Here is a 24,588-nt window from a genome sequence, read left to right as displayed (position 1 = left end):
TTCATCCCTACATCAAGCGATTGGTCGCCGTGTCGCGCTTAGTCCGTTTATGCGTCTTTTATTCATGCGCGGCCATATGGGCGATACGTACCTCCGCCGGAACGCCCCCGCGGAGAGCGGAAAAGGCGCGGGCCCGCACCACCCGGAGGTGATGCGGGCCCGCGCCTGTCAGCCGTGGACCGGCGCCGTGAAGGCGTCAGCCGGCCAGCGCAGCGCGCGCGAGGCGGGCGGTCTCGGACGGGGTCTTGCCGACCTTCACGCCCGCGGCCTCCAGGGCCTCCTTCTTCGCCTGCGCGGTGCCGGAGGAACCGGACACGATCGCACCCGCGTGGCCCATGGTCTTGCCCTCGGGGGCGGTGAAACCCGCCACATAGCCGACGACCGGCTTGGTGACGTTGGCCTTGATGAAGTCCGCGGCCCGCTCCTCGGCGTCGCCGCCGATCTCGCCGATCATCACGATCAGGTCGGTGTCGGGGTCGGCCTCGAAGGCGGCCAGGGCGTCGATGTGGGTGGTGCCGATGATCGGGTCACCGCCGATGCCGACGCAGGACGAGAAGCCGATGTCCCGCAGCTCGTACATCATCTGGTAGGTCAGGGTGCCGGACTTCGACACCAGACCGATACGGCCGGGCTTGGTGATGTCGGCCGGGATGATGCCCGCGTTCGACTGACCCGGCGTGATCAGACCCGGGCAGTTCGGGCCGATGATGCGGGTCTTGTTGCCCTTCTTGCCCGCGTAGGCCCAGAAGTTGGCCGAGTCGTGGACGGCGATGCCCTCGGTGATCACGACGGCGAGCGGGATCTCGGCGTCGATCGCCTCGATGACCGCGTCCTTGGTGAACTTCTCCGGGACGAAGATGACCGTGACATCGGCGCCGGTGGCGTCGATGGCCTCCTTGACGGAGCCGAAGACCGGGACCTCGGTGCCGTCGAAGTCAACGGTGGTGCCGGCCTTGCGCGGGTTCACGCCGCCGACGATGTTGGTGCCCGAGGCAAGCATCCGACGGGTGTGCTTCTGACCCTCGGACCCGGTCATCCCCTGGACGATGACCTTGCTTTCCTTGGTGAGGAAGATAGCCATGGTTTCTGGTGACCTCGTCCCTTACTTCGCAGCCAGCTCGGCGGCACGCTCAGCCGCGCCGTCCATGGTGTCCACCTGCTGCACCAGCGGGTGGTTGGCGTCGGTGAGGATCTTGCGACCCAGCTCCGCGTTGTTGCCGTCGAGGCGCACGACCAGCGGCTTGCTGACGTCCTCGCCCTTGGACTTCAGCAGCTCCAGGGCCTGGACGATGCCGTTGGCCACGGCGTCGCAGGCGGTGATGCCACCGAAGACGTTGACGAAGACCGACTTGACGTCGGGGTCGCCCAGGATGATCTCGAGACCGTTGGCCATCACCTCGGCGGAGGCGCCGCCACCGATGTCGAGGAAGTTGGCGGGCTTCACATTGCCGTGGTTCTCACCGGCGTAGGCGACGACGTCGAGGGTCGACATGACCAGACCCGCGCCGTTGCCGATGATGCCGACCTCGCCGTCGAGCTTGACGTAGTTGAGGCCCTTGGCCTTGGCCGCGGCCTCCAGCGGGTTGGCGGCGTCCTTGTCCTCGAGCGCCGCGTGCTCCGGCTGGCGGAACTCGGCGTTGGCGTCCAGGGAGACCTTGCCGTCCAGCGCGATGATCTGGCCGTCGCCGGTCTTGACCAGCGGGTTCACCTCGACGAGCAGGGCGTCTTCCTTGATGAAGACGGTCCACAGCTGCTGGAGGACCTCCGTGACCTGGCCCGCGATGTCGGCCGGGAACTTCGCGGCGGCGACGATCTCGGCGGCCTTCTCCGCGGTCACACCGTCGATGGCGTCCACCGGGATCTTGGCGAGCGCCTCGGGGTTCTGCTCCGCGACGACCTCGATCTCCACGCCGCCCTCGACGGAGGCCATGGCGAGGAAGGTGCGGTTGGTGCGGTCCAGCAGGAAGGAGACGTAGTACTCCTCCTTGATGTCCGCGGTCTGGGCGAGCATCACCTTGTGGACCGTGTGGCCCTTGATGTCCATCCCCAGGATCTGGCCCGCCTTCTCCACGGCGTCCGCCGGGTCGGAGGCCAGCTTGACGCCGCCGGCCTTGCCACGGCCACCGACCTTCACCTGCGCCTTGACGACCGCGCGGCCGCCCAGTCGCTCGGCCACCTCGCGCGCCGCCTCAGGCGTGTCGATGACTTCACCGGCCAGCACCGGTACACCGTGCTTGGCGAAGAGGTCCCTCGCCTGGTACTCGAACAGGTCCACGCGCGTCCGTCCCTTTTCTGGATATCGCGGTCGTTGTCTGCGCGGGCGTGCCGCTGGGGCAGCGTGAGGACGCGATCTTTGACGAGGGCGGCACACGTGCGCCGGGTACGCGGCATGTCCGCCACGCAGGTTATCCCTGTGGACCGGATGACCCTAAATCGCAGATCACACTCGAGCGGTGATTACGGTCACAGATCGCTGCCATGGGTATCTATTCCGATGGTGCCTCGCCCGGTGCGGTCGTGTCGCGGCGAAGCGGTGGCCCCGCCGGAGTGGCCCCCGGAAACGCCGCGACCGGGCGAGCCCCCTCCCCAAAGGGGGCCGCCCGGTCAGCGGCAGTCCTCTCCCCAAAGAGGGCTGCCGTACGGCACAGCTTTCCGTGCGGCCGGACCGGCCGCCGCGGAGATCAGACGGCCGGCAGCTCGGCCGGGACGGCCGGCACATCGGCCGGGACGGCCGGCACATCGGCCGGGACGGCCGGGAGGACCGGGAGCGCCGGGATGTTGGCGGCGTCCGTCAGGTCGGCCGGGACGGCCGGGAGCAGGCTCTTCGCACCGTCGGTGGCGTTGCCCGCGGTGACCTGGGCGTCCACGACGGCCGAGGTGCCGAGGTCCCGCGCGAACGGCACCGTGCTGGTGGCCACCTCCTGCGCGAACGGCACGGTGGTGACGACCACGCGCTGGGCCGCCGGAACGGCACCGGCGGCGGTGTCCTGGACGAACGGCACGACGTTGGACACGGTGCCGAGCGCGTGGCCCTGGGCGCTGCCGGTCACGTAGCCCGCGTACGGGGTGGTGTGGTCCACCGCGTCACCGGCCAGCACACCGGCGTCACCGACGGCGAGCTGGGCCACCGGGACGACCTTGACCACGACGCGGTGGGCGGCGGGCGGCAGCACGTCGGAGGCGGCGCCGTCCACGGTCGGCCGGGCGGCGTCCGCGGCGGCCTGCGCCGTGCCGGTGAGCTGCTCGGGACGGACGGCCGCGCCGCCGAGGGCGCCCAGCAGCTCGTCGGCCGAGCCGGGAACGGCGGGCAGCTCCGGGGTGGCGGGGAGCCGGGTGGGCAGCTCGGCCGGGACGGCACCGTCGACGGACGGCACGGAGCCCACGGCGGGCAGCGCGGAGCTGTCGGGGACGGCCGGCAGCGTGCCGAGGGCCGGGATGTCCACCGCACCGGGGACCACACCGGGGACCTCACCGGTGGGCAGGTCCACGTCGGTGCTCCGCTGGGCCTTGCCGGCCGCCTTCTTCACGGCCTTCCCGGCCTTCCCGGCGACCTTGTCCGCGTCCGCGTCGGCGGCACCGCCGGTGACGCGGTCCACGGTGCCGGAGGCGTCCGGCACACCCGGCAGGCCGTCGGTGGCGGGCACGCCGCCCTTGACGGTGCCGGTGACCGTCGAGGCGGCGCCGCCCACGGTCTTCTTCGCGGTGCCGGTGACCCCGGAGGTGTCGGCGAGACCGTCGGTCGCGCCCTTGACGGTGTCGGTGACCGAGTCGGTGGAGGCGGTGCCCCCGGCGGTCTCACCGACGCCGTCCACCGTGCTGGTGACGCTGTCGGCGGAGGGAACGGCGGGCAGCTCGTCGGCGCTGGCGGCGGCGGTGCCCAGGGCCCAGATGCCGGTGGCGGCAGCGGCGACGAGGAGGGAACGGCGGATGTTCTTGCGCATGGCGTGGAAGTCCTTCGAATTCACAAGGGGGATGTCGGACGGGCAGACCTGACCCGCCCCCGCGCGGCAGGTCTTGTGCAGACGGGGGTGAGGTCTGCCCTATCCGGGGAATTCGAGGACTTCGTCGTACCGCTCGCGCGTCGGCGCCGAGCTCTCCGCGCGGATCGCACCGGGCCGCAGCCCGAAGTGGTCCGTGCCGGACGGCTCCAGTGCGGCCTGGGTGTCCCCGCCACGGGGAGAGCCGCTGTCGCCGGTGTACTGGGGAACGGTCCCGAAGGGGGACCGGGGAAGGGGCAGCGCCGGGGCGCCACCGTCCTGGGCCGCGCCCGCGACCGCCCGGACGACCGGACGGTGCCCGGCGTCGTCGGCGGTGCGCGACGGGGCGGTGACGGACGGCGCCGCCTCCGGTCCCGCCGGGGCCGCGGTGGCCGCGGACCGCTCGGCATGCGGGGCGGAACCGCCCCGCGCCGCACGGTCCCCACCCGGCTCGTCGCCGGGCGCGGAGCCGTCGGAGCCCGCGCCGTCTCCGCTGCCGACACCGAGGTCGGGCAGCTCGACGGGCAGGTTGTCGCCGGTGTTCCGCACCAGGTCACCGACCGGATCGGTGACCGGCCGCGTCTGACGCTCGATCGGCTCCCGAACCGGGCGCACGGCCTCGGTGACCGCGTCCCCGGTGGCGTCGCCCGCCTCGGCGGCCCGCTCCCGGGTGTGGGTCCCGGCCTGTCCGGCCCGCTCGGCGCGGTCCCGGGCGGCGTCGGCCCCGGAGGGGTCGAGCAGCCCGGACGCACCGGAGCCCCGGGCCTGACCGGCCGTCACGGACGGCTGCTCCGGTCCGGCGGCGTGAGCGGTACCGCCGAACAGGAACGCCAGGGCCAGGAAGCCCCCGAGGAAGAACGCCGCCACCAGCGCTCGCCGAGCGGCCACCGTGCGCGGCAGGCGCACGGCGGCAGACAGGGCGAACACAGCGGACAAGAGCGGGCCTTCCGGGATATGGGACGCGTTGCCGGAGCACACGACGGATGGACGCACCGAGCAGGACGGGCCTGCCGAACCGGACGGTCGGATTCACGTCCGGGGCGACGAGGTTGATCCTTGCATGACGCACAGGGGGCGGCGCAAGCCCCTGGTCAGTGATGCATCACCATGTCCGGTATCGGCAGTTGGCGCCGCTCGATCGCCGCCGCCATCACCTCCGGGAAGAGATCGGGGGTGCAGGCGAAGGCGGGTGCGCCGAGCGCGGCGAGCGCCGCCGCGTGCTCGCGGTCGTAACTCGGCGCCCCCTCGTCGGACAGCGCGAGCAGCGCCACGAACTGCACCCCGGACGCCTTCATCGCCGCGACCCGCCCCAGCATCTCGTCCCGGATGCCGCCCTCGTAGAGGTCGCTGATGAGCACGACGACGGTGTCGGCGGGCCGGGTGATCCGCGACTGGCAGTACGCCAGCGCCCGGTTGATGTCGGTGCCGCCGCCGAGCCGGGTGCCGAAGAGCACGTCCACCGGGTCGTCGAGCTGGTCGGTGAGGTCCACGACGGAGGTGTCGAAGACGACGAGCCGGGTGGAGAGCGAACGCATCGAGGCGAGCACCGCGCCGAACACGGAGGCGTGGACGACGGACGCGGCCATCGACCCGGACTGGTCGACACAGAGCACCACGTCCTTGCGCACCCCGCGCGCCGCGCGCCCGTGGCCGATCAGCCGCTCGGGGACGACCGTGCGGTGCTCGGGGAGGTAGTGCGCGAGGTTGGCCCGGATGGTGCGGTCCCAGTCGATGTCCCGGTAGCGCGGACGGCTGGTCCGGGCGGAGCGGTCGAGGGCGCCGGTGAGTGTGGCGCGGGTGCGGGTGGCCAGCCGCTTCTCCAGGTCCTCGACGACCTTGCGGACCACCGCCCGCGCGGTGGTCCGGGTGGTCTCCGGCATCGCCTTGCTGAGCGTGAGCAGGGTGCCCACGAGATGCACGTCCGCCTCGACGGCCGCCAGCATCTCGGGCTCCAGCAGCAGCGCGGACAGACCGAGCCGGTCGATGGCGTCGCGCTGCATCACCTGGACCACGGAGCCGGGGAAGTACCGGCGGATATCACCCAGCCAGCGCGCCACCTGGGGCGCGGAGCCGCCGAGTCCGCCGGAGCGCGGACCGGACGCGGCGGGGCCACCGCCGTGCCCGGTGACGCCCGGTACGCCGCCGGTGCCGGGGCCGTCGCCGCCCCGGCCGCCGTAGAGCGCTTCGAGAGTGCGGTCCATGGCGGCGTCGGCCCCGCTGAGCGGGCAGCCGGTGCCGTCGGCCCCCCGCCCGCCCAGCACCAGCCGCCAGCGCCGCAGCCGCTCGTGGTGGTCGGTGGTGGTGGCGGTGGCGGGTGTGTGGCTGCTCATCCGGCTGCCTCCAGCGCGTGGTGGTGGTCAGGGGCGGGCGCGGCGGGGGTGAGGCCCAGCAGGAGCCGGACCACCGGCTCGGCCGCCGCCGCCCGTCGCGCGTCGAGACCGGGCCCGAACCCGGGCGCCGCGGGGGCGCTGAGACCGGGTGCCCCGCCGGGGACGCCGTGGTCCGGCCCGGCCGGACCGCGCCGCACCAGCTCACCGAGGGTGCGGCGGACGCCCGCGTCATACGCGGAGAAGGTGCGCCGCAGCAGCGGCAGCACATCTGTGAACGCCTCGGCGGACACACCCGTCAGCCAGTGGTCGACGAGGCCGAGCAGCCGCTCGTCGTGGACGAGCAGCATCCCGCCGCCCGCCTCGCCGCCGAGGAACCCCTCGACCCAGGCGGCGGCTTCGGGCGGAGCGGTGCCGGGCGAGAGGGCCAGCCCCATCAGCCGGGCGGCCTCGTCCTCGGCGAGCCGTCCGTCGTCCAGCAGCAACCGCGCGGCCCGGCCCCGGATCAGTCCGGGGACCCCGTCCCGCCCCGCGATCCCGCGCAGCGCCCCGGCCCACCGCCCGCGCAACCCGCCGTCGCGGTCCGCGCCGTCGCGGTCCGCACCGCACCGCGCGGCGGGCTCCGGCCCCGTCCCGGAATCGCCCGCCGGGGGCCGCGACGCCTCCGCCAGGAGGCCGACCGCACGGTGGACGGATTCCATATGGGCGCACATCTCGGCGGCACCGTCGGGGCCGAGACCGGCACAGGCGGGCGGGAAGCCGACGAGGACACGTTCGGCGAGACCGGCGGCGACCTCGGTGAGGGCCGCGGTGTCGGTGGCGCGCACATCGCCGTAGCGCACCGAGCGCACCAACGCGGGGAGGGCACGGGCGAGATGGCCGACGTCGGTGGCGAGCGCCGCGCGGTCGGCGAGCGCGCGCATCACCACGGGCAGGGCGTCCGCCAGCCCGGCGAGCAGACAGCGCTCGGCCAGCTCGGTGACCTCGGCGAGCGCGGTGGCGCCGACGGCCTCGGACTCCGCCCTGGCCGTGGCCGCGGACAGCACGGTGGTGCCCCAGATGCCCGCCTCGGCCACCCGGACCGCCAACTCCGGTTCCCAGCGCAGCCGCCATGTCTCGCGGAAGGTGCCGGTACTGCCGCGGGAGGCGGCCGGGGTGCCCCAGTCGACGCCGAGCAGCCGCAGACGGTGCAGCAGACGGCTGCGCGCCGCGTCGTTCTCCTTGCGCAGATCCAGCTCCAGTTCGCGGTCCGCGGCCTCCGGCCGGAGGCGCAGCGAACGCTGGGTGCGGGTCAGATCGCGCTGAAGCGGTACGGCCGGTGCGGTCTCGGGCACCTCCCCCAGGGCGTCCCCGACGACCAGCCGGTCCCGCACCAGCGCGAGCGGCACCTCGGAGCCGTCGCACATCACCGCCTGGACGGCGTCCATGGTCTCCGCGAGCCCGGCGAGCGGGCGGCCGCGCAGTGCCGCCAGGGTTTCGGCGAGCCGCACCGCCTCGATGACATGGGCCGACGAGACCGCCATGTCCTCGTCCCGCAGCAACCGCGCGACCGTGGTCAGCCAGCGCTCCAACGGCCGGTCGGGGGCGTGGAAGAGATGGCCGTACCAGCCGGGCGAGGTGATCCCGGCGCCGTAGCCGCTGTGCCGGGCCAGCCGGCGGTGGGTCCACGGCACCCAGCTCATCTCGGCCTTCACCCTGGGCAGCCCTCTGAGGAGCGCGCGGTCGGCGGTGACCGTGGCCCGGCGGGCGAGCGCGGGGACGTGCCACGCCCCGCAGACGACGGCCACCTGATCGCCGAACTCCCGGCGGGCCTGACGCAGTCGGAGCCGCATATGGGCTTCCCGGACGGCGTCGTCCTCATGGCCGCCGTCGCCGTACTCCGCCCGGAGCGCGGCCATGGCCTCGGCGACGGCGGTGAACGGCGCGAGCGGGGCGGACGGCTCCGGTCCGGACCCGGTGCCCCGGTGCTCCACGACGTCCTCCCACCAGCGCTCCGGATCGTCGTACCCGGCGGCCTCGGCGAGGGCGGCGAGCGGGTCCGGACGCACCCGCCCGTCCGGGCCGGGGCCCGGTTCCGACTCAGGCTCCGGCTCCGGCTCCGATGGCTTTGAGGCCGCCATGGCCAGGGAGTTCGCCGCCGGAAGGTCGATGAACCGCACGGGGACGCCGCGGGCCAGCGCCCATTGGATGGCCGCCCACTCCGGTGAGAACCCGGCCAGCGGCCAGAAGCCCGCGCGCCCGGGGTCGTCCGCCGCATGCGCGAGCAGGGCCACGGGCGGGCGCATCCCCGCGTCGGCGGCGAGCCCGACGATCCCGTCCGCCTCCGGGGGCCCCTCGATCAGCACCGCGCCGGGCTCGTACGCGTCGAGCGCCGCGCGCACCGCGCGGGCCGAACCGGGCCCGTGGTGCCGCACCCCCAGCAGCAGCGGCCACGCCGCCACCTCACCACCGGTGCCGTCCGTCACGCGCTCACCTCGCGGCAGGCACGGTAGAAGTCCCCCCAGCCGTCCCGCTCGCGGACGACCGCCTCCAGATACTCCTGCCAGACGACCCGGTCGGCCGCCGGATCGCGGACCACCGCGCCCAGGATGCCCGCGGCCACGTCACCCGCGCGCAGCACACCGTCACCGAAGTGGGCGGCCAGGGCCAGCCCGCCGGTGACCACGGAGATGGCCTCGGCCGTGGACAGCGTGCCCGAGGGCGACTTGACCTTCGTACGGCCGTCCGCCGTCACCCCCTGCCGCAGCTCGCGGAAGACCGTGACCACCCGGCGGATCTCGTCGATGCCCTCCGGCACCTCGGGGAGGTCCAGCGCGCGGCCGGTCTGGGCCACCCGCCGCGCCACGATGTCCACCTCGTCCTCCGGGGTCGCGGGCAGCGGCAGCACCACCGTGTTGAACCGGCGGCGCAGGGCGCTGGACAGCTCGTTGACCCCGCGGTCACGGTCGTTGGCGGTGGCGATGAGGTTGAAGCCGCGGACCGCCTGGACCTCCTCCCCCAGCTCCGGGATCGGCAGCGTCTTCTCCGACAGCACGGTGATCAGCGTGTCCTGCACATCGGCGGGGATACGGGTCAGCTCCTCCACCCGGGCGGTCAGGCCCTCCGCCATCGCCCGCATCACCGGGCTGGGCACCAGCGCCTCCCGGCTCGGACCGTGTGCCAGCAGCCGGGCGTAGTTCCAGCCGTAGCGGATGGCCTCCTCCGGTGTCCCCGCGGTGCCCTGCACCAGGAGGGTGGAATCGCCGCTGACGGCCGCCGCCAGATGCTCAGAGACCCAGGTCTTGGCGGTGCCGGGCACCCCCAGCAGGAGCAGCGCGCGGTCGGTGGCGAGCGTGGTGACGGCGACCTCGACGATACGGCGCGGGCCCACGTACTTGGGTGTGATCACCGTGCCGTCCGGCAGGGTACCGCCGAGGAGATAGGTGGCCACCGCCCACGGGGACAGCCGCCACCGGGCGGGACGGGGCCGGTCGTCGGCGGCGGCGAGCGCGCTCAGCTCGTCCGCGAACGCGTGCTCGGCGTGCGGACGGAGCACCTCGGCGGATTTGTTGGTTTCGGTCCCGGACACAGTGACGGTCACAGCTCCCCCACAGACTCGTTCCTCGCTCCGTCTCCGGATGTGTGTTCCGGACGCTTGTTCCACCCTGCACCACCCCACTGACAATGCCCCCGGCCCCAATGAACGTGCAGGTCACGGCAGTTGTCAGTGGGTGCTCGTACGGTCGGTGACATGAATCCGCAGGGGGAACGCTGGACGGCGGAGCAGGTGCTCGCACTGGCTCCTGACGCCGCGTCGCGCACGGCGGGCGGCAGACTGGCCGCGGCGGCGCCGTGGTCGGGCGCGGGGGCGCGCGACGGGGGTGTGTGGGGGCTGTGCGCGGGCAGCGGCAGCACGCCGTACCGGACGGTCGTGGATCTCGACGGACCCGGCTACCAGTGCAGTTGTCCGAGCCGGAAGTTCCCGTGCAAGCACGCGCTGGGGCTGTTGCTGCTGTGGGCGTCCGGCAGCGGGGAGGTGCCGGACGGCGGCGAGCCGCCGGAGTGGGCCGGGGACTGGCTGACCGAGCGGCGCCGACGTGCGGCGGGCGGGCCGGGGCTGCGGGCCGCCCCCGGACCGGCGGGGAACGGCGACGCCGAAGCGGGACACGGGGACGCGGAGGCGGGACGCCGGCGACCGGGCGGCGGCGCCGATCCGGAAGCGGTCCGGCACCGCGCCGAGCGCCGCGCCCGGCGTATCGCCGCGGGCGCCTCGGAGTTGGAGCGGCGCCTCACCGATCTGCTGCGGGACGGACTGGCCGCCGCCGACCGCGCGGGATTCGGGGCGTGGGACGAGACCGCGGCCCGGATGATCGACGCCCAGGCCCCGGGGCTGGAGGCCCGGGTGCGGGAGCTCGCCGCGATCCCCTCCTCCGGGGCGGGCTGGCCCTCCAGGCTGCTGGAGGAATGCGCGCTGGCGCACCTCCTCGACCAGGGCTTCCTCCATATCGACACGCTCAGCGAGGAGTTGGCGGCCACCACCCGCGCCCGGATCGGGGTCACCCTTCCGGTGGCCGAGCTGCTGGCCTCCGCCGAGCCGGTCCGGGACCGATGGCTGGTCCTGGGCCGCCAGGACGGCACCGACGGCCGTCTGACCACCCGCCGTGTCTGGCTCCGCGGGGAGCACACGGGCCGGATGGCGCTGCTGCTGTCCTTCGGCGCGGGCGGCCAGTCCCCGGAACCGGCACTGCCGACGGGGCTGCGGCTGGACGCCGACCTGGTGTACTACCCGTCCGCCCGTCCGCTCCGCGCGGCCCTCGCCGAGCGTCACCCGACACCGGCGGACGCCGGGAGCGAGGGGTTGGTGCCGCCGGGCACCGGCGTCGAGACGGCCCTCGCCGCGTATGGCGAGGCGCTGGCACGGGACCCCTGGCTGGAGGGGTGGCCGGTGGTGCTGGCCGGGGTCACCCCCGTCCCGGGCACGGAGGACGCGGGCTGGCAGCTCGCGGACCCGGCCACCGGGCTCGCCCTGCCCGTCGATCCCCGCTGCGCCGGGCGCACCGATCTGTGGCGGCTGCTCGCGACGGCGGGCGGCGGTCCGGTCACCGTCTTCGGGGAGTGCGGCCACCGCGGCTTCGCACCCGTCACCACCTGGGACCCGGAGCCGGTCCCGCTCACCGCCACCGCCACCGCCACCACATCGCAGGGAGGCCGCCGTTGACGCCCCGTACCGCTCCCCCGGCCACCCACCCGGCCGTGTCCCCGGACGCCTCATGGGACGACCTCGTGGCCGCCGCGCTGCTCGGCACCGAGCGCCGTACGCCGCCCGTCACCCCGCGGCCGGGGCAGGACGCGGCCGCCGCACTGCTGGACGCCGCCGCGCTCAGCACCGTGCGGCGGCGGGCCGGGCTGCGGCCCGCGCCCGCGCGGCCCGCACCGGCGCCCGCGCCCGCCGATCCCCGCCCCGCCCTGCCGCCGGCGGCCCGCTCCCGGCTGACGATGCTGCTCGCCGACCGTTCGGCCCCTGGGCGCGGCAGCCCGCGTTCGGCACCCGACCTCGCCGAACTGCTGCCGCAGTGGCTGGCCCTGGCCAACCACCACGGCTACCGCGCACCCGACGCGCTGCTCCCGGCGCTGCTGGACGCGGCCCGTGCCCGCACCGATCTGCGGCCCGAGGCGCTGACCCTCGGCGGACCGCGCGCGCTGTGGCTGGCCCGGCTCAACGGGGAATGGAAGTTCGCCCTGCGCGGCGGCGCGGGCCGGGCCACGCTGCCGCCGGAGGACACCGGTCCGGCGGCCGGGCCGGGCGGCGACGGCCGCTCCGATACTCAGCGGCTGTGGGAGGAGGGGCTGTTCGCCGAGCGGGTGTCGCTGCTCGCGGCGGCCCGCCACCACGACCCGGCGGCCGGTCTTGCCCTGCTCAGCGGCACCTGGGCGACGGAGCGGGCCGAGGACCGGCTGATGTTCCTGGACTCGCTGCGCGACGATCTCTCCCCGTCCGACGAGCCGTTCCTGGAACAGGCCCTCGCCGACCGCAGCCGGAACGTCCGGGCGACCGCCGCCGAACTGCTCTCCGCCCTGCCCGGCTCGGCCCTGGCCGCACGCATGGCCGGACGGACCCGCGGCTGTGTGTCGCTGACCGGGGCCGGACGGATCGCCGTCGAGGCCCCGGGTGCGTGCGACAGCGCGATGCAGCGCGACGGCATCGTGACCAAACCGCCCTCGGGACGCGGTGAGCGCTCCTGGTGGCTGGGCCAGCTCGTGGAGGCGACCCCGCTGGACCGCTGGACCGAGTGGTTCGGCGGCCTGGACGCCGCCGCGATCGTGGCGCTCCCGGTGGCCGACGGCTGGCAGGCCGATCTGCACGCGGCCTGGTGCCGGGCCGCGGTGCGGCAGCGCAGCGCGGAGTGGTCCCGCGCCCTGCTGGGCGCGCCCGCCCTGCCGCCCTCCCCGGGCGACGCCGCCCCGGCGGCCTGGCGCGACCCGGCCAGACTGCTCTCCGCGCTCCCGCCGGAGGAACGCGCCGGATGGGTCGCAGAGTTCATCGCCTCACACGGACTGTCGGACGCCTTCCGGCTGCTCGGTGTCTGCGCGGTGCCGTGGGCCGAACCGCTCGGCCGGGCCGTGGTGGACGCGCTCGACATCGCCCGGGACGCGGGCAGCTATCCGTGGAGCTTCAGCGGGGTCATGGGCCTGGCCGAGCGCTGTCTCGACCCGGGCCAGGCGGACCGTCTGGAGGTGCTGACGGCGATACCGGACGAGGACGAGGACACCGCGCCGGGCGCCGGAGGCTATTGGTCGGAGGCGTTCCAGCGGCTGGTGGGCACGCTGCGGCTACGGGAGACCATCCGCGCCGAACTCACCCCGCCCGGCCCATGATCGGCAGGCGCCCCGGCCCTGCCGGGGGCGGTTGCGCGCGGGGCTCGCGGCCAGGGGCCGGTGGGGAACAGCGGGGAGCCGGCCCCGCGCCGCCGGTCGGGACCTGGTGCTGATGTGGGCGTCATCCGGCGCGCTGTCCGGTCGGCTCGGCCGCCGCGAGGTCACCATCGCGACCGCCGGTCCGGCCTTTAAGCAGCAACCGGGAAACCCAGTACGCGACCCGCCTGGCTCGGCCACACGACGACATCGCGGGAGCGGATCACGGGGGCGATCACGGGGCACCAGCCCCGACAGCCGCACACCGGGCGGCCGTTGACCGGCGGCCGTCAACCGCTCCGGGGCCGCCGCGCGGCGGCGCGCCCACCGCCGTGTCCCACGGCCGCGCCCGCGCATACCCATGCCGGGACGCGGTGGCGGGTGCTTCACGGCGCGCCTCGGCGCGGAGCGCTCAGGCGGCCACCGGGCGGACGTTCTTCTGGACCCATTCCACGATGGACGTCGTCGTGGCGCCCGGAGTGAAGATCTCTGCGACGCCCTTCTCCTTCAGCGGCGCGATGTCGTCCTCGGGGATGATGCCGCCGCCGAAGACCTTGATGTCCTCCGCCTCACGCTCCCGCAGCAGCTCCAGCACCTTGGCGAAGAGCGTCATATGGGCACCGGAGAGGATCGAGAGCCCGATCGCGTCGGCGTCCTCCTGGATCGCGGTGTCGACGATCTGCTCGGGGGTCTGGTGGAGCCCGGTGTAGATGACCTCCATGCCCGCGTCGCGCAGCGCCCGCGCGATCACCTTCGCACCGCGGTCGTGGCCGTCCAGCCCCGGCTTGGCCACCACCACACGGATCGGACCGGTCACACCCATCACAGCCTCCAAGACCTAGCGCGCATCCGCGATCTGGCGCGCATCCCCGTAAACGCAGAACGCACCCATGTGAACGAACGTTATCTCCAGCATCCCCCACCCGGCAGTTTCGCGGCACGCAGCGAGGGGGAAATCACACGTGGGACACGTTCACCGAAGGCCGCCCCCACCGTCCACGATCGCATCAGCCGCAGATGCCCTCGGACGCCGACGCGTCGGACACGGACGCTCCGGACGCGGGGTCGGTCTCATCAGGGGAGCCGCAGCGGGGACCGCCGCACCGAGCAGCGCCGCCCATCGTCCATCGGCAGGCAATTGGCATGGGCATGGCGCAGCCGGTGCGGTGGTGCGGTCATAGCGGTGTCGTCATACCGGCATGGCCTCATACCGGCACGGCCTCACCCATGGTCACGGCCACGGCTGCCCCTGCGGGCACATCGGGAGGTCGGCCCATGGGCCTCATTCGTCTTCGCGCCATCGCTGTCGACCTGGCGATACTCGCCGGGCATCTGGTCCTCTACCCCACCGGCGTCCTGCCGGAGCGACCGCCCGCTCCTCCCCCGCCGGACGCCGCCGCCCGTCTCCCCACCGACGGCCGGGCCCGCCGCCCGGTCGTCCTGCTCCACGGGTTCATCGACAACCGCTCCGTCTTCGTCCTGCTGCGCCGCGCCCTGCGCCGCCACGGCAGACAGCATGTCGAAGCGCTCAACTACTCACCGCTCACCTGTGACCTGCGCACCGCCGCCGCGCTCCTCGCCCGCCACATCGAAGAGGTCTGCGCCCGCACCGGCCACAGCCAGGTGGATGTGGTCGGCCACAGCCTGGGCGGACTGATCGCCCGCTACTACGTCCAGCGGCTCGGCGGGGACCACCGCGTCCACTCCCTGGTGACGCTCGGTACCCCACATGCGGGAACGCGCGCGGCGCCCCTGTTGTCCGCACATCCGCTCGTGCGTCAGATGTGCCCGGACTCCGAGGTGATAGCGGAGTTGCGGCAGCCTGCCCCTGAATGCCGTACGCGCATGATCTCTTTTTGGAGCGACGCGGATCAGTTGATGATCCCGGCGGAGACGGCCCGGATAGACCATCCGGATGTGATCTCCCGGAACATTCGCGTCAGCGGAGTCGGACATCTCGCCCTACCTGTGCATTCGGCGGTCGCGGCCGGAGTCCTCGCGGCCCTGGACGCCGCCGACGAGACCCCGGACCAGACCCCGGCGGAGGCGCCGGACACCTTCTCGGTGGCCTGAACGGGACCCGGGCGAGGGCGCGACCGACCCCCGAGCGGGGTCCGACCATGACCCAGGAAGGACCGCAAGAAGATCCAAAGAGGAGCCGAAGACGGTCGTGCAAGGGCCTTGCGGGGACGGAAATTGCCGAACATCGATCGAACGCCGGGCCAAGGATGTGCGCACAGTCCGCCGAAAGACGACCAAATGCCCTTTCCCGTGATGCTCAAAACTTGCTGAAGATTGTCGCTGCCGCGTACCGCCGGGTACAGTCGCCGCTAATTCTCCTGCAGCCGAGGCGAAAGAGAAGTTGGTGGTGAACGACCGTCACCCGTCGGTGGGCTCCGGCCCGGCCGACCCCGCTCCTGGCGCCTCTTATCCGTATTACGAGGCATACGGTCAGCAGCAGGACACAGCGCACGGCCACGCCGGGTACGACGGCTACTCCACCGGCAGCTTCGACCAGCTCGGCGCCGCGTACGGCGACGGGGACCCGCTCTTCGGCGCGCTCCCCGGCGGCGACGGCGGCTACGACGCCTACGCCCCCATGAACTCCGGGCACTCCGGCCACTACGACGCCTCCCAGTGGGGCGCCACCGGCCACCACACCGGTACGTACGAGATGGGCCACGCCGCCCCGTACGAGACCGGCGCCTACGACACCACCGCGATGTGGGCCGCCTCCGGCTACCAGCTTCCGACGGACATCCCGTCCCAGCAGACCGCCGAGACCGGGAGCCACTGGGACATGAGCGCCTGGGGCACCGACACCACCGGCCAGACGGATCTGACAGGCCAGTTGGACGGCCGGCTGGACGCCACCGGCCACGTCGAGATCCCCACGCAGTGGGACAACTCCGGCACGGCGTACGACACGTACGGCACCACCGCACTCGACGCCACGGCGCTCGACACCTCCGGCTACGACACCGGCGGGTACGAGACCTATGACTCCTTCGACGGCTCGGACCTGACCTCGGGGATCGACACCGGTCAGACCCAGTTCTGGGACACCACCGCCTTCGCCACCGTCGATGAGACGCCGCACACCGGGTCCCACGACCTGTCGCAGGAGGCGGCGCACGACGAGCACCCCGGTGTCCCCGAGGCGGAACCCGAACCCGGGGCGGCGGCCGGAGACGAGCCCGCGCCCGATGCCGACGTGACGCTCCTGTCCCCGCCGTCGCCGCCCACCCCCGCCGCCCGCCGTGGAAACGGTGGCGGCAGCGGAAGGGCCCGCCGCCGCACCGTCTCCTCCCGTCCCAAGCGCTCCGCGCTCCTCACCGTCGCCGTCCCCTCCGTCTGCGCCCTCGGCGTCAGCGCGGTGGCCGCCGCGTCCGTCGGGATGAGCAACGACAAGAAGGACGGTTCGACCTCCCAGGCCGCCGCCGACACCGCACCGCCCGTCAAGGCCGCCGCCGTCAACAGCAAGCTGGACACCCAGCTCGCCGAAGTCCGCGAGGGCGCCGACGACTTCCGGGACCGCGCCAGCCGCACCCAGGAGCGCATCGACCTCAAGGAGCGCCAGGCCGCCGAGAAGAAGCGGAAGGCGGCGGAGGCCGCGCGCAAGGAGGCGCTGCGCCCCAAGTTCGCGCTCCCCGTCGCCCAGCACGGGCTGAGCGCCACCTACGGTCAGGCGGGCATCAACTGGATGTCCGTGCACACCGGTATCGACTTCCCGGTCAGCTACGGCACCCCCGTGATGGCCGCGACCGACGGCACCGTGCGGACCCAGTGGAACGACGCCTACGGGAACATGGTCATAGTGACCAGCCCGGACGGTACAGAGACCTGGTACTGCCATCTCAGCAGCGCCAAGATCCGCTCCGGGACCGTCAAAGCGGGCGACACCATCGCCTTCTCCGGGAACTCCGGCAACTCCACCGGTCCGCATCTGCACTTCGAGGTGCACCCCGGCGGCGGAGAGGCCGTCGACCCGCTGCCCTGGCTGCGCGGCCACGGCCTCAACCCGTCGTAAGCAATCCTGCGTAAGCAGTCCCGATCCCGGGGGCGGGACGGCCCACCCCCGGGACACCCCCGCGACTCCCTCTACAGCTTCTCGACCGGCGCGTACCGCAGCAGCAGCCGCTTCGGCTTCTCCTCGCCGAAGTCGATGGTGGCCTCCGCATTGTCCCCGCTGCCCTTCACCGCCACGACGGTGCCGAGCCCGAAGGTGTCATGGGTGACCCGGTCGCCCACGGCCAGCGAGACCGCGGGCCGCTCCTTCGCCCGCCGGGTGGCGAAACCGCTCGCCCCGCCCCGCGACCGCGACGCCCCGCCGCCGGAGAGGCCCCCGCCGGAGAATCCGCCGCCCCCGAGGGCGCCCATGGACGCCGACGGGGTGGCCGGACCGGTCCGGCGCCACTGCACGTACTGGTCCGGGATCTCCTCCAGGAACCGGGACGGCGGGTTGTACGCGGGCTGTCCCCAGGCGCTGCGCATCGTGGAGCGCGTCAGATACAGCCGCTCACGGGCGCGGGTGATCCCCACGTATGCGAGCCGCCGCTCCTCCTCCAGCTCCTTGGTCTGGCCGAGCGCCCGCATATGCGGGAAGACGCCGTCCTCCAGACCGCTGAGGAAGACGACCGGGAACTCCAGCCCCTTGGCCGTGTGCAGCGTCATCAGGGTGATCACCCCGGTGCCGTCCGGGTCATCGTCCGGGATCTGGTCGGAGTCGGCGACCAGCGCGACCTGCTCCAGGAAGTCCGCGAGGGTGCCGGGGTTCTCCTCGCCCCGGTCCTGCTCGAACTCCAGGGCCACGGCCGCGAGCTCCTGGAGGTTCTCGATACGGGTCTCGTCCTGCGGGTCCGTGGACGCCTGGAGCTCGGCGAGATAGCCGGTGCGCTCCAGCACCGCCTCCAGCACCGTGGCCGGGCCCGCGCCCGACTCCACGATGGTGCGCAGCTCCTCCATCAGCGTGTTGAACCGCTTGACCGCGTTGGCCGAGCGGGCCGCCATGCCGTACGCCTCGTCGACCCGGACCAGCGCCTGCGGGAAGGTGATCTTCTCGCGGAGCGACAGGGCGTCGATCATCGCCTCGGCGCGCTCGCCGATACCGCGCTTGGGCACATTGAGGATGCGGCGCAGCGGGACGCTGTCCTCGGGGTTGGCCAGCACCCGCAGATAGGCCAGGACGTCCCGGACCTCCTTGCGCTCGTAGAAGCGCACACCGCCGACGACCTTGTACGGCAGCCCGACCCGGATGAAGACTTCCTCGAAGACACGGGACTGGGCGTTGGTGCGGTAGAAGACGGCGACATCGCCGGCCTTGGCGTCGCCCGCGTCGGTCAGCCGGTCGATCTCGTCGGCGACGAACTGGGCCTCGTCGTGCTCGGTGTCGGCGACGTAACCGGTGATGGTGGCCCCGGCACCGGCCTCGGTCCACAGGTTCTTCGGACGGCGGTTCTCATTGCGCTCGATGACCGCGTTGGCCGCGCTGAGGATGGTCTGCGTGGAGCGGTAGTTCTGCTCCAGCAGGATGGTCCGCGCCTGTGGGTAGTCCTCCTCGAACTGGAGGATGTTGCGGATGGTGGCGCCGCGGAAGGCGTAGATGGACTGGTCGGCGTCGCCCACCACGCACAGCTCGCCGGCGGTGGTCTCCTCGGTGTCCGTGCCGACCAGCTCGCGCACCAGGGTGTACTGCGCGTGGTTGGTGTCCTGGTACTCGTCGACCAGGACGTGCCGGAACCGGCGGCGGTAGTGCTCGGCCACGTCCGGGAACGCCTGGAGCAGATTGACCGTGGTCATGATGATGTCGTCGAAGTCCAGCGCGTTGGCCTCGCGCAGCCTCGACTGGTACATCGCGTACGCCTCGGCGAGGGTCTTCTCGAAGCCGTCCGTGGCCTGCCCGGCGAAGGACTCCTCGTCGATCAGCTCGTTCTTCAGGTTGGAGATCTTGGCGCTGAAGGACTTGGGCGGGTACCGCTTGGGGTCCAGGTCGAGATCGCGGCAGACCAGCGCCATCAGCCGCTTGGAGTCGGCCGCGTCGTAGATCGAGAACGATGAGGTGAAGCCCAGCTTCTTGGACTCGCGGCGCAGGATGCGCACGCAGGCGCTGTGGAAGGTGGAGACCCACATGGCGTTCGCCCGCGGGCCGACCAGCTCCTCCACCCGCTCCTTCATCTCGCCCGCGGCCTTGTTGGTGAAGGTGATGGCGAGGATCTGGCCGGGGTGCGCTCCGCGCGCACCGAGCAGATACGCGATGCGGTGGGTGAGCACCCGGGTCTTGCCGGAGCCGGCTCCGGCGACGATCAGCAGCGGACCGCCGGTGTGCTCCACCGCCGCCCGCTGCTGCTCGTTCAGCCCCTCGAGCAGGGCGGCCGGGTCCACGGCGGGCCGGGCCGCGCCGTCCCGGTAGTACGCCTCCCGGGACGTGCTCGGCACCGGCGCGTCGAACGCGCCGCTGAACAGGTGGTGCGGTACGTCCTCGGCGCCGCCGGGGCCGTGGTGCCCGGGACCCTCGTGGTCCTCAGGGTGCTCGGGCGGCGGGGGCTCCTCGCCCGAGGGCCCGAGGTCCGCCAGGAAGCTGTCGTCAAAGAGGCTGCTCATCGCTGACCGAGTCTAGGCCGCCCCACTGACACCCCGAGTGCGAACATCACGAAACGGTTTCGGGCAAAAGGAACACCAGCCTTCACAGGGACCCCACGAGTTGGCTACCGTCCTGCGTCAGGCAGTCCGGACCATCGTCGGCGACCAGCGTCGGCACGGACCGCCTCCGCCGAGTCCGGTCCTGCCGCGAGGCAGCCGGAGCCGGGGACCCACACGTTCCACCGGGGTGAATCGGCCCGGCGACGGCACCTCGTGTGCCGCCCGGACGGGCCGTAGGGCAGCCTTCCGTCCGCCCGAACCCGACAGCTAACCCGGTAGGCGGTCCACGGAAGGAGTCGCCTCCCTTGGCGTCGCACCGCAAACCGCGGACCCGAATACCGGCCACGCTCACCGGTCAGAGCCGGCGCACCGCGGTCGGGGTCACCACGGCCGCCCTGGCCTCGGTCACCCTGCTCTCCCAGACGGCGAACGCCGCGCCCGGTGATCCCAAGCCCGCCACCCAGTCGATCGAAGCGGTCAAGAAGAAGGTCGACACCCTGTACCACCAGGCGGAGAGCGCCACCCAGGGCTACAACGCCGCCAAGGAGCGCACCGAGACCCAGCGCGCCAAGGTCGACAAGCTGCTGGACACCGTCGCCAAGCGCACCGAGAAGCTCAACGAGGCCCGCCGCACCCTCGGCTCCTACGCCGCCGCCCAGTACCGCAGCGGCGGTATGGCCAGCAGCACCGCCGCCATGCTCTTCTCCTCCGATCCGAAGGACGTCTTCGACCAGTCGCACCTGATGGACCGGCTCACCGGCCACCAGCGGCACGCCGTCCAGCAGTTCCAGGAGCAGCAGAAGAAGGCGGCCAAGGAGCGCGCCACCGCCACCAGCAGCCTCGCCTCGCTGACCTCCTCGCAGAAGACGCTCAAGGAGAAGAAGAAGTCCGTCCAGAGCAAGCTCTCCGAGGCCCGGCGGCTGCTGTCGAACCTGACCGCCAAGGAGAAGGCGCGGCTCGCGGAGATCGAGCGGAAGAAGCAGGAGGAGGCCAAGCGCAAGGCCGCCGAGCTGGCCGAGAAGCAGCGCAAGGCGGAGGCCGAGCGTCAGCGGCGGGAGGGGAACGACGGCTCCGGCTCGTCCACGCCGTCCACTCCCTCCAGCCCCGCGCCCTCGGACAGCACCAAGGCGGCGAAGGCCATCGCCTTCGCGCAGGCGCAGATCGGCAAGCCGTACGTGTGGGGCGCCACCGGCCCCAACTCCTTCGACTGCTCGGGGCTGACCCAGGCCGCCTGGAAGTCCGCCGGGGTGTCCCTGCCGCGCACCACCTGGGACCAGGTGAAGGTGGGCACACGGGTCTCCACGTCCGAGCTCAAGCCGGGTGACCTGGTCTTCTTCTATGACGACATCAGCCATGTCGGGCTCTACATCGGCGACGGGATGATGATCCACGCGCCGAAGCCGGGTGACTCGGTGAAGAAGGCGCCGATCACCGAGATGCCGATCTACGGCAGCGTCCGCCCCGCCTGACCCGGCGAAGCCGGATCAGGCGGCGCGCCGCCCACGCGAAGCCGGGGGCCGCCAACGGCCCCCGGCCACCCCGCCCGGCGCCAGCCGGAACAGCGGCCCCGCCCCGCACCCGTGCCGTGCACCGTGGAGCCGGACGCCGGTACGGGCGTTGCCGCCCGTACCGGGCGGACCGGGCACGCCGCCGGCCGGGCGCGGCGCCCGCCGCCATGCCGGGCAGGAACACCCACACCGGCCGCGCACCGGACAGCAGCCGCACCGCGGCCGGTGTCCGCCGTACCCGGGGCCGCCGCACCTGACGCACGTCCCCGATCCGGCGGAAGCCGGACCAAAGACGCGGAGTTGTCGCCATGTGCGGGCCGCAGGCTGCCCGGCAGCGCTCCCGCACGCGGAACATGCGCGCGCCCCCGCCCGGCCGGAGCCGGGGCGGGGGCGCGGTGGGGGGTGACGGTTACGTGCCGGGCTTGCGGCCGTAGACGTAGACGTCGTCGCCGTTCTTCAGCAGGCTCCAGTACTTCTTGGCGTCGGACTTGTTCATGTTGACGCAGCCGTGGGAGCCGGGCGGGGACCACACACTGCCCGCGATCGAGTGGAACGCCTGACCGCCGTCGAAGAACTGGCTGTACGGCATGGCCACGTCGTAGATCGTCGACCAGTGGTCGATGTTCCGCCAGTAGATCTTCTTCAGCCCGGTCCGGGTCTCATAGCCGTTCCGTCCGGTGCGCACCGGCACCGGTCCGTAGACCAGCCGGGAGCCGTCCTGGACCCAGCTGAGCTGGCGGGTGAGGTCGACACAGGCGATCCGGCCCTTGTTGGTGGGGCACTTCCGCGCCGCGTTGGGGTTGTGGCCCGCCGCCTTCTGCGCGTTCTTCAGGCTCATCACACCCCAGGTGACGGGCCCCGCATAGCCGATGGTCGGGCTGATCCCGTGGTTGATCTGGAACTTCTGGATCGCCAGACAGTCGGTACGCGACTGCCGTCCGTCCACCGGGCGGCCGAGGTACTTCTCGACCTTCTTCTGGTACGGCCCGGTGTCCGTCGTACACGACGATGCGGCCTGGGCCGGGGTGGCCAGGGCGACCGCGAGCGGCATCACCATGCCCGCGAGGCCCAGCGCGACGCCCGCACGCCGTATCCGCCTGGTCCCGAACCTCCGCACGAACCCAGGACCTTTGTCGTCCATGAGTTCTCTGCCTGCCCCCACAACCCCCATTGCCCGCTCCCTCCGGCCGTCTTGTGCACTTAAGACAGCGTGCGACTGCAAAGGGTTGCGTACGAATTGGTGTGCGGTATCAAGCCGTTATCGAACGCGGAACACGGGCCCCGGGAAAGATCACGTCCACAGCACGGCGATGAAGATGTTCACCGTGGTGAGGGCACCTACCGCGCCGAACACCGGAGACTCCACCTTCTCCTCGTCCCGCTTCACATAGACCAGCGCCAGGATCACGATCAGCAACGCCATCTTGATGCCGATCTTGACGTTGTTGACGGAGCCGCCGTCGGCCTGGTTCAGCCCGACCAGCGCCACCCCGGTCACCAGCATGGTGAGCGCCCCGTGCAGCATTCCGGGGGTCATACGCGCGGTGCCCGCACTCATCTGCTTCATCTGGGAGAGAAATCCGCCCAGCAGCGCGGCGATACCGATGATGTGCAGCCCGACGAAGGCGTGGATGAGTACGTCCATACTCACGGAGATTAGCGCCGTGCATAGCACCGCCTTTCACTCGGGTGGGCCCTGATCACGGCTTCGGTCACGGCCACCACGCAGTGCCACTCACCCCGCGCTCGGCGTGATCAGCCAGTGGTACAGGAACGAAGAAATCCATCCATTCCCGTGCATCGCCCCGCACCACCCCCGTTCCCCGGCCTAGCTTCCTCCTCCAGACGGCAGCCCGCCCCCCGTCAACCGAGGGTCCCCGCCTCATGGGTGGGCTGCCGTCCGTCCGACCCAGCACCACACCGAACCGCCAGCACAGCCCAGGAAGGTGTACCGCCGCCGTGGCGTCGCACAGGAAGTCGCGCAGCGGGCCCAAGCGCTCGCTCGTCAGCAGCACCGCCCGGACGGCCGCACTCCTCGCCCTCACCGGCGCCGTCTCAGGGACCGCCCTCGAGGGCACCGGGCATGCCGAGCCCCGTCTCACCACCGCTCAGGTGAAGGCCAGGGTCGACCGGTACCGGATGGAGGCCGAGGAGGCCGCGGAGAAGTACAACGGCGCCCGGGAGAAGGCCGATACGGCCCGCCGCGCGCTGAGTGAGCTCCGCGACGAGGCCGCCCGCAGAACCGCCCGGCTGAACACCGCGCGCAACGCCCTCGGCGCGTACGCCACCGCCCAGTACCGGGCCGGTACCGTCGCCCCCACCCTTCAGCTCGCCCTGTCCTCCTCCCCGGACGAGTACCTCCAGCGGGCCTCGCTGGCCGAACGCGCGGCGGGACGCCAGGCCGCGACGATCACCGGCATCACCCGCCAGGAGAAGGCGCTGCGCCGGGTGCGCGGCGCGGCGGCCGACCGCCTGGCCGAGTTACGCAGTTCGCAGGAGGCGCTCTCCCGCCACAAACGGGCCGTCGAGAAGAAACTCGCCGCCGCCGACCGGCTGCTGGACCGGCTGACGGCCGAGCAGCGCCGCCGTCTGGCGGACCGGGAGCGGCCCGGCGCCCGGACCGCCCCCGCCGCCGGCGGGGCCGCCGCGCAGGCCCCCGCCACGACCGGCCGGGCCGCCCGCGCCGTCGCCTTCGCCCACGCAGCCCTCGGCAAGCCGTACGTCTGGGGCGCCACCGGCCCCCACGGCTACGACTGTTCGGGGCTGACCCAGGCCGCCTGGAAGTCCGCCGGGGTCGCCCTGCCGCGCACCACGTACACCCAGATCAACGCGGGCCGCCGGGTCGGCCGCTCCCAACTGGCCCCCGGCGACCTCGTCTTCTTCTATGCGGGCATCAGCCATGTGGGGATCTACATCGGCGACGGCCGCATGATCCACGCCCCCCATCCCGGCGCCCCGGTGAGGGTGGCCCCGATCGACCAGATGCCCTTCGCGGGCGCGAGCCGTCCCGTGTAGCCGGTACAGCCCGTGTAACGGACCGTGCAGCGGAACCCGACGAGGGGCGGGGCCGGGCGCCACGCCGCGTAGAGGACCGAGAGGCCCAGGGCGACCGGCAGGACCGCCCCGGGGCTGACTCCGGCGTGGATGAGCACGATTCCGGTCACCAGGACGGCGAGGAATGCGGCGAGATCGGGTCGTCCAGGAACGCTGTTCACTACGATTGCCTTTCTTGTCACGCCTCGTACG

The 24,588-nt window shown here is 72.8% G+C and carries 17 protein-coding genes and 1 riboswitch; of the genes, 6 read left to right on the top strand and 11 right to left on the bottom strand.

Annotation, left to right across the window (positions count from 1 at the left end; translation table 11 throughout):
- Positions 1-196: 196 nt before the first annotated feature.
- From sucD to NMK44_RS18510, 7 genes are all read right to left on the bottom strand, one after another.
- Complete coding sequence (gene sucD, locus NMK44_RS18540; RefSeq protein WP_254744422.1) at positions 197-1,081, bottom strand: succinate--CoA ligase subunit alpha; 885 nt, start codon at positions 1,079-1,081, stop codon at positions 197-199.
- 21 nt (positions 1,082-1,102) lie between these two features.
- Positions 1,103-2,275 (bottom strand): ADP-forming succinate--CoA ligase subunit beta, encoded by a 1,173-nt coding sequence (gene sucC / locus NMK44_RS18535; RefSeq protein ID WP_254744420.1) that lies wholly within the window; start codon positions 2,273-2,275, stop codon positions 1,103-1,105.
- Positions 2,276-2,681: 406 nt separating this feature from the next.
- On the bottom strand, positions 2,682-3,941 hold the full coding sequence (locus NMK44_RS18530) for a hypothetical protein (RefSeq protein WP_254744418.1): 1,260 nt from the start codon (positions 3,939-3,941) through the stop codon (positions 2,682-2,684).
- Positions 3,942-4,040: 99 nt separating this feature from the next.
- Positions 4,041-4,913 carry a hypothetical protein gene (locus tag NMK44_RS18525; protein WP_254744416.1) on the bottom strand — a complete coding sequence of 291 codons (873 nt, stop codon included), beginning with the start codon at positions 4,911-4,913 and terminating at the stop codon, positions 4,041-4,043.
- 155 nt (positions 4,914-5,068) lie between these two features.
- Positions 5,069-6,307 carry a VWA domain-containing protein gene (locus NMK44_RS18520; RefSeq protein ID WP_254744414.1) on the bottom strand — a complete coding sequence of 413 codons (1,239 nt, stop codon included), beginning with the start codon at positions 6,305-6,307 and terminating at the stop codon, positions 5,069-5,071.
- Positions 6,304-8,769, bottom strand: coding sequence for a DUF5682 family protein (locus NMK44_RS18515; protein ID WP_254744412.1), 2,466 nt, complete (start codon positions 8,767-8,769; stop codon positions 6,304-6,306). Before NMK44_RS18515 ends, NMK44_RS18520 begins: the two co-directional genes overlap by 4 nt.
- On the bottom strand, positions 8,766-9,884 hold the full coding sequence (locus tag NMK44_RS18510; protein WP_254744410.1) for an ATP-binding protein: 1,119 nt from the start codon (positions 9,882-9,884) through the stop codon (positions 8,766-8,768). The genes NMK44_RS18515 and NMK44_RS18510 overlap by 4 nt, the downstream gene beginning before the upstream one ends.
- Before the next feature lie 150 nt (positions 9,885-10,034).
- On the opposite strand from NMK44_RS18510, the gene NMK44_RS18505 reads away from it, so the two are divergent.
- Both NMK44_RS18505 and NMK44_RS18500 read left to right on the top strand, forming a co-directional pair.
- Positions 10,035-11,501, top strand: a complete 1,467-nt coding sequence (locus NMK44_RS18505; protein WP_254744408.1) for an SWIM zinc finger family protein — start codon at positions 10,035-10,037, stop codon at positions 11,499-11,501.
- Positions 11,498-13,159 (top strand): DUF5691 domain-containing protein, encoded by a 1,662-nt coding sequence (locus tag NMK44_RS18500; RefSeq protein WP_254744406.1) that lies wholly within the window; start codon positions 11,498-11,500, stop codon positions 13,157-13,159. The genes NMK44_RS18505 and NMK44_RS18500 overlap by 4 nt, the downstream gene beginning before the upstream one ends.
- Before the next feature lie 448 nt (positions 13,160-13,607).
- On the opposite strand, the gene icmB is transcribed toward NMK44_RS18500, so the two are convergent.
- The gene (gene icmB, locus NMK44_RS18495; protein WP_254744404.1) at positions 13,608-14,018 is read right to left on the bottom strand and encodes a coenzyme B12-dependent isobutyryl CoA mutase small subunit; all 411 of its coding nucleotides are present in this window, start codon (positions 14,016-14,018) and stop codon (positions 13,608-13,610) included.
- 452 nt (positions 14,019-14,470) lie between these two features.
- On the opposite strand from icmB, the gene NMK44_RS18490 reads away from it, so the two are divergent.
- Together NMK44_RS18490 and NMK44_RS18485 are read left to right on the top strand one after the other, a co-directional pair.
- Positions 14,471-15,268 carry an esterase/lipase family protein gene (locus NMK44_RS18490; RefSeq protein WP_254744402.1) on the top strand — a complete coding sequence of 266 codons (798 nt, stop codon included), beginning with the start codon at positions 14,471-14,473 and terminating at the stop codon, positions 15,266-15,268.
- 295 nt (positions 15,269-15,563) lie between these two features.
- Positions 15,564-17,225 (top strand): M23 family metallopeptidase, encoded by a 1,662-nt coding sequence (locus NMK44_RS18485; protein WP_254744400.1) that lies wholly within the window; start codon positions 15,564-15,566, stop codon positions 17,223-17,225.
- A gap of 71 nt (positions 17,226-17,296) precedes the next feature.
- On the opposite strand, the gene pcrA is transcribed toward NMK44_RS18485, so the two are convergent.
- The gene (gene pcrA, locus NMK44_RS18480) at positions 17,297-19,795 is read right to left on the bottom strand and encodes a DNA helicase PcrA (RefSeq protein ID WP_254744398.1); all 2,499 of its coding nucleotides are present in this window, start codon (positions 19,793-19,795) and stop codon (positions 17,297-17,299) included.
- Positions 19,796-19,952: 157 nt separating this feature from the next.
- Positions 19,953-20,131: riboswitch (cyclic di-AMP (ydaO/yuaA leader) on the top strand.
- A gap of 8 nt (positions 20,132-20,139) precedes the next feature.
- Between pcrA and NMK44_RS18475 the strand changes: the two genes are divergently transcribed.
- Positions 20,140-21,303: a C40 family peptidase gene (locus NMK44_RS18475; protein ID WP_254744396.1), complete on the top strand. Its 1,164-nt coding sequence runs from the start codon at positions 20,140-20,142 to the stop codon at positions 21,301-21,303.
- Between the two features lie 448 nt (positions 21,304-21,751).
- On the opposite strand, the gene NMK44_RS18470 is transcribed toward NMK44_RS18475, so the two are convergent.
- A complete protein-coding gene (locus tag NMK44_RS18470; RefSeq protein ID WP_254744655.1) occupies positions 21,752-22,399 on the bottom strand; it encodes a L,D-transpeptidase in 648 nt (215 codons plus the stop codon).
- A 234-nt stretch (positions 22,400-22,633) separates the two neighbouring features.
- Positions 22,634-22,987, bottom strand: coding sequence for a hypothetical protein (locus NMK44_RS18465; protein ID WP_254744394.1), 354 nt, complete (start codon positions 22,985-22,987; stop codon positions 22,634-22,636).
- Between the two features lie 314 nt (positions 22,988-23,301).
- Between NMK44_RS18465 and NMK44_RS18460 the strand changes: the two genes are divergently transcribed.
- Positions 23,302-24,357, top strand: coding sequence for a C40 family peptidase (locus NMK44_RS18460; RefSeq protein WP_254744392.1), 1,056 nt, complete (start codon positions 23,302-23,304; stop codon positions 24,355-24,357).
- Positions 24,358-24,588 lie beyond the last annotated feature (231 nt).

It is taken from the genome of Streptomyces cucumeris (assembly GCF_024295805.1).
Taxonomy (GTDB): Bacteria; Actinomycetota; Actinomycetes; order Streptomycetales; family Streptomycetaceae; genus Streptomyces; species Streptomyces cucumeris.
The sequence above is the reverse complement of the archived record's forward strand: the minus strand, read 5'-3'. Positions and strand labels throughout refer to the sequence as shown.